Origin of the sequence: Pseudogemmobacter faecipullorum, from assembly GCF_020539525.1 — a bacterium.
In the GTDB taxonomy this organism is placed as follows: Bacteria; Pseudomonadota; Alphaproteobacteria; order Rhodobacterales; family Rhodobacteraceae; genus Pseudogemmobacter; species Pseudogemmobacter faecipullorum.
The window spans coordinates 1-7,132 of the sequence record NZ_JACDXX010000046.1; the positions used below are offsets into that span (position 1 = coordinate 1).

Here is a 7,132-nt window from a genome sequence, read left to right on the forward strand (position 1 = left end):
ACATGATCCGCAAGGCACAGATCCCGGCTAACGGTGCCTCGGCGTTCCAGATCTTTGCGGGGCTCGCGGCATAACTATGTCCAGCGATCAGATCCTTTCAGCCTGTTCGGAAATTTGCGACACAACCAGCCAGACACCCGGTGATGTTGCATGTCAGGTGCCGGGGTTGCGCCTCAACATCCCCTGCATGATGTCATCCATATTCACCACGCCGCGCGGCGTCCCATTGCGGCTCAGCACGGTTGCCGCTTGGTCCGGTACTGCCAACAGTTGAAGTGCTGCTGATTCAAGCGTGGTTGAACCGCTTAATTCCATCGCTGGCCAGTCGGAGCCCGGACTGCGGGAGCGCAGGATCGAGCGCAGGCGGATCACCCGTCCGCGATTCACCTCACGCACAAAAGCCTGAACATAGTCATTTTCTGGATTCAGCACGATCTCTTCGCCGGTTCCCTGTTGCGAAACCTCGCCGGCGCGCAGGATCACGATCTTGTCCCCCAGCCGCAGCGCCTCGTCAAGATCATGGGTTATGAAGACAATTGTCTTGCCGACCTCTTTCTGGATGTCGAGTAGCACCGACTGCATGTCCATGCGGATCAACGGGTCCAGGGCCGAGAAAGCCTCGTCCATCAGCAGGACCGGCGCGTCATTGGTCAGTGCCCGGGCCAAGCCAACGCGCTGCTGCATGCCCCCCGAAAGCTGCGAGGGATAGCGCCCCTCATAACCCTTGAGGCCGACACGCTCAATCCAGTGCTGTGCCCGGTCGCGGCTTTCCTTGCGTGGAACCCCCTGCACATCGAGACCGTAAACTGTGTTCTCGATCACCGTGCGATGCGGCAGAAGCGCGAATTTCTGAAACACCATCGCCGTCTTGTGGCGGCGGAACTCCCTCAATTCGGCCTCGGACATTTGCGCTACGTCCTGACCGTCTATCAGGACTTCGCCGGCAGTCGGCATGATCAATCCGTTAACATGGCGCAGCAATGTCGATTTACCAGAGCCTGACAGTCCCATGATGACCGAGATCTGACCAGCGGGAAGCTCGGTATTGATGTCACGCAGTCCCAGAGAATGATGATACTTGCGGTTCAGCTCGGCCTTTGTCATTCCCGCCTCGACAGCGGTGACATGCTGCGCGGCATCTGGCCCGAATATTTTGTAGAGTTTACGGATCGAGATACCCGGCGTGGTTTCTTCCTCATCGGGAGGCAGCATGGCGGTCTTGTCCTTGATCTCACTCATCTGTCACCTCCGAATGGCGTTGCAGCCGCTTGCCATAGGCTTGGGACGCGCGGTCGAAGGCGATGGCAATGGCCACCAGGGCAAAGCCGTTCAGGAAGCCCATGGTGAAGAATTGGTTGTTGATGGCCTGAAGCACATTCTTGCCAAGCCCGCCGACCCCCACCATCGAGGCGACAACCACCATCGAGAGCGACATCATGATGGTCTGGTTGACCCCGGTCATCAGGGTGGGCAGGGCCAGCGGAAGCTGCACGCTCCACAGCTTTTGCCGCGGGGATGACCCAAAGGCGTCGGCGGCCTCAATGACCTCGCGGTCTACCAGACGGATGCCCAGGCCGGTCAGGCGGATCATCGGCGGAGTTGCATAGATCACCACGGCAATCATACCCGGTACCTTGCCGATGCCAAAGATCACCACCACCGGGATCAAATAGACGAAGGAGGGCAGGGTCTGCATCACATCAAGCACTGGCGTCACGATGCGCTGCACCCGGTCCGAGCGCGCTGTCCAGATGCCGACCGGCAGGCCGATCAGCACCGCCATCAGGGTGCAGACCGTGACCATGGCCAGCGTGACCATCGTATCCCCCCACAGGCCGAACCAGCCGATCCCGAACAGAGCGACGGCTGTCCCAAGCGAGATTTTCCACGAGCGGCCTGCCGCATGGGAGGCGGCGACAAGAACTACGAAGACAATGATCCAAGGCGTATTGACGAATAGGCTTTCCAGCCCGTTCAGGAATTTTTGCAGCGGTGCGGTGGCTGCGTCGATGATTGGGGACATCTCGCGAACCAAATCCCGAAAGCCGGTATCGATGCTGCGTCGCATCTGACGTAGGGTGTTGCCGCTCAATTCGGGTGCGGCACAGAGGATTTCAGGCAATCCCCAGCAGGAAGAGGCCATGGGCGCTCCTTTCCGGTGATGATGGACATGGAGAAGACACGACGCTCGAGCCACCGCCCGGCATGGCCGGGCGATGCTGAGAGTTTCGTGCTCAGTCCGCAATCAGAGTGCGGCCTCGACCTTTGCAGCCACCTCTGGCGCCAACCAAGATTTCCACAGATCGGGATGGGTTTCGAGGAAGTGCCAGGCAGCGTCCTCGTTGGTGGCCTGGTTCTCGTCCATCCAGGCGAGAAGCCCGTTCACCACCTCATTCGACCAGGCCCGCTTGCCGAGATATCCCACTACCACCGGGTTCTCCTCCGCAAGGCGTTTGGTGACCACGGTATAAACCTCCGCCACCGGATAGGCATTGGGCCGGGGATCCGCGCAATCGGGCACGGCGGTGCAGGCATTGAACTCTGCCATGTCCAGCGGCACCTCGAAATCGAGCTTAACCATCTCATATTTGCCGAGGATAGAGGTGGGGGCCCAGTAGTAACCCAGCCAGCCAAGACCACGCTCTGCCGCGTTGGCGATCGAGCCGTCTAGCCCGGCGGCCGAGCCGCTATCGACCAGATCAAAGCCCTTTTCGGCCACATCAAAGGCGCGATAGAGATTTGCTGTGGTAATCTGGCAGTTCCACCCCGCCGGGCAGTTCATCACTGCGCCACGGTTCGGATGTTCGGGGGCGGGGAAAAGATCGGGACGCGCCAGTGCAGCGGCCAGGGTGGTGATCTCGGGATTGGCGTCGACTATATATTTCGGCACCCACCAGCCTTCGACCCCTCCATCTGTCAGGATCTGCGCGGCCTCGACCAGCCGGCCCTCGGCCATCGCGGCCTCCAGCGGTTCCTTGACCGCATTGACCCAGAGCTCGGGGGCGATATCGGGTTCCCCCTTTTCATTCATCGAGGTGAAGGTCGGCATGGTGTCGCCGGTCACCAGGTCGACCTGGCAGCCATGGCCCTCTTCAAGGATGATCTTGTCCACCCAGGCCGCGACGCCCGCAGAGGCCCAGTTCATCTCGGCAATTGAGATGCGGCCGCATGCGCTGTCTTGGGCTGATGCGGCGGTTGCAAGGAATGCCGGACCGGCAGTGCAGGCGCAAAACGCAAAAATAGACGCATGTACCAACTTCGTCATGACATTGCTGTCCTTCGTCGTTGTGCAGCAGAAATTGAGACCCGCCGAGGCGCTGCCCCACGACGACCCGCTGGATTGAACGGCCCGTCAAAAATGCTGCAAAAGCAACAGGGCCAAGGTGCGCAGAAAACGCACACCATACGTGCTCCACCCGGTCGCAATTGCGGAGGGCGGCACATTACCGCATAGTGCGGTCGCTTATTCACTAGCCTATCGCAGCCAAAATCGCAAACAAGTAACCGTTTGAGCTCTAACCCACCACCTGCGTACAACCGAGGCGCTGCGCGCGGCGCAATAACTTCTATTGCGGGGTTTCGCAGCTTTGGCAGTCATAGCGAGATTGATGGCCGAAATTTCTGCAACATCACCCGATCGGCGGCGCTGGGAGGGCTGGCCTCGCAGCATTGATAGGCGTCTAGCGTCCGATAAGAGCCGTGAGCAACGGCTTGGTAAAAACGACCCAAGAACCCGAAGGGGCTAATCGTTGCATCTGCCTACGCTAGGAAGCCGCTGGCACTGAGCAGTGCCGCAACTATGCAGCCCGTTCGCACGTCCAGCGGGAGCGCAGCCAAAAGTTGCCGCCCAACTGCCCCGAGCTCCACATTGGCGCATTCTGTGAAGTGACGACTCACGAGATTACCATAAGATTTCATACAGAACGGCGCATTGCGAAAGAATGACTTCCTTCAGAGCCACCTCGCGGTCGACATATTGCTGATCCCCTGTATGGTTTGCGGGCCCGTCAAGTAGCTGGGTGAACAGGCTGGAGCCAGAATGCCCCCGGAAAGCACCCGCGACCAGATCTCTGATCTCATCCTCAGGGTGGCGCTTCGTGATCGCATCGCGTTCGACAAGCTTTATGCTGCAACCTCGGCGAAACTTTTTGGCACTTGTCTACGTGTCTTAAAAGATCGAACAGAGGCTGAAGAAGTGGTGCAGGAAGTATTCATCAGGATCTGGTTAAAGGCGGATCGGTTTGCGGTGACTGCGCAGAGTCCGATGTCCTGGCTGATCGCTGTTGCCCGACACCTTGCCATCGACCGGCTTCGGGCACGGCGCGAGGCGGTTGCCGGTCTGGAAGATGCTGCGATGGAGATCCGCGATCCCGCGCCCGGGCCGGAGACGAGAGCGGTTGCTGCTGGTGAGCGGCGCCAGCTGGATCAATGTTTGGACGAACTGGAAGCAGATCGCGCCGATGCGGTGCGTGCGGCCTATCTGGACGGGGACAGCTATGCCGACCTTGCGGTCCGCCACGATGTGCCGCTGAACACGATGCGAACCTGGCTCAGGCGCAGCCTGATGCGACTGAGGGAGTGTCTGCAAAGATGAGCGACGCCGATATGGACAGGGATCTCACGGATGGCGGTGATGATATTCTGGCCGCAGAATTCGTGCTGGGCGTATTGCCTGCGGCCGATCAGACCGATCTGGCCCGCCGGGTTGAACGCGATGCCGCTTTTGCCCGCCTCGTTGCCCAATGGGAAGAGCGGCTCGCGCCAATGGCCGAGGGCTTCATCCCTGCCAGCTTGCCAGCTGCCGTGAAACGCGCCCTTGATCTTCGGCTTTTTGGCCAGCCAGCTGGCCGGCGGGGGATCTGGTCCAGCCTCGCGTTCTGGCGTGGGCTTGCAGGTGCGACGACAGCAGCCTTTCTTCTGGCTGTGACCCTTCCTGGCCTGCGCTCGTTTCCGACGTCAGACCGTCTTGCGGCATCACTGACCGCCGAAGGCAGCAGCGTGACCTATCTGGTGCTTTATGACAGTGCCACCGGTAGCGTCAGCCTTGCCCATATGAGCGGAGAACCGGTCGAGGGGCGCGACTTCCAGCTCTGGATCGCGCGCGGCGCCGAGGCCCCTGTTTCGCTTGGCGTGATCCCGGCTGGCGTCTCGACCCGGGTTCCTGTCACCAGCGATCAGATTCGCGCACTGATGACCACCGCCGCCCATATGGCGATCAGCCTGGAGCCGCCAGGAGGCTCGCCCACCGGGCTGCCGACAGGGCCGGTTCTGGCGGTGGGAGATCTGCTCGACATCTGATGCCGGAGAAAGAACAGACCCCTGCGAAAAAAACGCGGCGGTCTGAAACTTTCTGAAACCACCATCCGTGTCTTCTTCCGTCCCCCGATAAACGGGGCAGACATTTCCGGGAGGAAGTCACATGAAGACATTTAGCAAAGCTCTCTTCGCAGGCTGTTTTGCGCTGACCACCGCAGGGGCAGCCCTGGCGCAGGACAATCCCATGGTCGGCGGCGCTGCAATGTTCGCTGATAAAAACATCGTCGAAAATGCGATGAACTCGGCCGATCACACCACGCTGGTGGCCGCAGTAAAGGCCGCCGGTCTGGCCGAATCCCTGCAGGGCGAGGGGCCGTTCACGGTTTTCGCGCCCACCAATGCAGCTTTTGAAGCGCTGCCCGCTGGCACGGTCGAGACCCTGCTGAAACCCGAAAACAAGGAAACGCTGGTCAAGATCCTGACCTGTCACGTTGTCGGTGCCAAAGCTCTGGCCGCCGATGTGAAGAAGATGGTGGCAGATGATGGCGGCAAGCATGTGATCGAGACGCTGGGCGGCTGCAAAATCACCGCCGAAGCCAAAGAGGGCATGGTTACCCTGACCGATGAAAGCGGCGGCGTGGCCAGCGTCACGATCGCCGATGTCATTCAGTCGAACGGCGTCATCCATGTCATCGACAAGGTTCTGCTGCCGGCAGGCTGACCCCACTGGCACGGAACGGGCCATGTCTCGCGCGGTCTCTCCCTCCCGCACGGATATGGCCCGTTATCGCCGGGTTGCCCGGCAAACCCCAACCAAAGAAGGAAATGTTTCGATGAATGCGATCAAATCGGTCACGGCAGGCCTCCTCCTCTCAGCGCTTGCGGCTCCGGCCATGGCTGCGACGGTTGTTGGTCTCTCGGGCGAGAATGAACTGCACTGGCTCGATACCGCGACCTGGACCCGCACTGGAGGCGTAACTGTGACCGGCGTAGAGGGGCCTCTTCTCGGTATCGACGTACGCCCGGCGGATGGTATGCTATATGGCGTCTTTGCCGATGGCACCCTGGCCAGCATCGACCCGATGACAGGCGTGGCGACAAAGGTCAGCACGCTCGCAACGAAACTTGCCGATGGTGTTTCCGCCACAGTCGATTTCAATCCGGTTGCCGACAAGCTCCGGGTGATGTGGAGCGATGGCACCAGCCTGCGGGTGACGGTCGAGACGGGCGAAGTGGTGACGGATGGCAGCCATTCCTACGAGGATGGAACCACCCCGAACATCATCGCAGGGGCGTATACAAATTCTTACAAGGGCACTGAAAAGACCCAGCTTTTCAATATTGATGGCGCCGCTGGCTGGCTGGTGCTGCAAGACCCGCCGAATGACGGCAAGCTGAACCCGGTGGGCGAGATCGGTGTGAAACCCGCCGAGGCCGGTTTTGACATCACCTCGGACGGCAAGGGCGGCAATGAGGCCTGGCTGGTGGTCGAAGGCGGCTTCCACTCGGTCAATCTCGAAACCGGCGCCACCACCGAGGTCGGCAGGATCGACGGCGCGAATGTCCGCGACATCGCCATTCTGCCTGTGATGTAAGTAATCAGTGCTATAGTTCAGTTCTGGACGAGTGGCGCGGCCCGAAGCCTCAGGCTTACGGGCCGCAATCAATTTCCGGAATGTTGTCTGAACAAGTTGCTTGTCCGCCATCAGCACCCTTGGAACAGTTTGGCGTGATTGCGTAGCGGAGGCATTGCGGCTCATCTTTATCCCAGTTGGAGTTGAAGATGATGAAGAGCCGAAGGACCGCGCCAGCGAAACCCATGACGATCAAGGCCCCTGCCGAGCAAGTCGTGAAGGACATCCGGCGTGCGACGCGC

Annotated in this window: 9 protein-coding genes and 1 pseudogene; 6 read left to right on the forward strand and 4 right to left on the reverse strand. The window is 60.2% G+C overall.

Annotated features, from left to right (window positions below; all coding sequences use genetic code 11):
• Nucleotides 1–74, forward strand: a pseudogene (locus H0485_RS20590) (IS6 family transposase); the annotation flags it as partial.
• 79 nt (nt 75–153) lie between these two features.
• Here the strand turns inward: H0485_RS20590 and H0485_RS20595 are convergent.
• The 3 genes from H0485_RS20595 to H0485_RS20605 form a co-directional block, all read right to left on the reverse strand.
• Entirely contained in the window at nt 154–1,239 is a 1,086-nt protein-coding gene (locus H0485_RS20595; RefSeq protein ID WP_226937777.1) for a quaternary amine ABC transporter ATP-binding protein, read from the reverse strand.
• On the reverse strand, nt 1,232–2,143 hold the full coding sequence (locus H0485_RS20600) for an ABC transporter permease (RefSeq protein ID WP_226937778.1): 912 nt from the start codon (nt 2,141–2,143) through the stop codon (nt 1,232–1,234). Before H0485_RS20600 ends, H0485_RS20595 begins: the two co-directional genes overlap by 8 nt.
• Before the next feature lie 102 nt (nt 2,144–2,245).
• The gene (locus H0485_RS20605; RefSeq protein ID WP_435531523.1) at nt 2,246–3,112 is read right to left on the reverse strand and encodes a glycine betaine ABC transporter substrate-binding protein; all 867 of its coding nucleotides are present in this window, start codon (nt 3,110–3,112) and stop codon (nt 2,246–2,248) included.
• On the opposite strand from H0485_RS20605, the gene H0485_RS20610 reads away from it, so the two are divergent.
• The 5 genes from H0485_RS20610 to H0485_RS20630 all read left to right on the forward strand — a co-directional run bounded on the left by H0485_RS20610 (nt 3,105) and on the right by H0485_RS20630 (nt 6,851).
• Entirely contained in the window at nt 3,105–3,344 is a 240-nt protein-coding gene (locus H0485_RS20610) for a hypothetical protein (protein ID WP_226937785.1), read from the forward strand. The genes H0485_RS20605 and H0485_RS20610 overlap by 8 nt on opposite strands.
• A gap of 695 nt (nt 3,345–4,039) precedes the next feature.
• Nucleotides 4,040–4,594, forward strand: a complete 555-nt coding sequence (locus tag H0485_RS20615; RefSeq protein WP_226937779.1) for a sigma-70 family RNA polymerase sigma factor — start codon at nt 4,040–4,042, stop codon at nt 4,592–4,594.
• A complete protein-coding gene (locus H0485_RS20620; protein WP_226937780.1) occupies nt 4,591–5,298 on the forward strand; it encodes an anti-sigma factor in 708 nt (235 codons plus the stop codon). Before H0485_RS20615 ends, H0485_RS20620 begins: the two co-directional genes overlap by 4 nt.
• Nucleotides 5,299–5,419: 121 nt before the next feature.
• Entirely contained in the window at nt 5,420–5,977 is a 558-nt protein-coding gene (locus H0485_RS20625) for a fasciclin domain-containing protein (RefSeq protein WP_226937781.1), read from the forward strand.
• Between the two features lie 112 nt (nt 5,978–6,089).
• Nucleotides 6,090–6,851, forward strand: coding sequence for a DUF4394 domain-containing protein (locus tag H0485_RS20630; RefSeq protein WP_226937782.1), 762 nt, complete (start codon nt 6,090–6,092; stop codon nt 6,849–6,851).
• A 55-nt stretch (nt 6,852–6,906) separates the two neighbouring features.
• On the opposite strand, the gene H0485_RS20635 is transcribed toward H0485_RS20630, so the two are convergent.
• Nucleotides 6,907–7,132 (reverse strand): hypothetical protein (locus tag H0485_RS20635; RefSeq protein ID WP_226937783.1); only part of this gene is annotated, 226 nt, incomplete at its 5' end.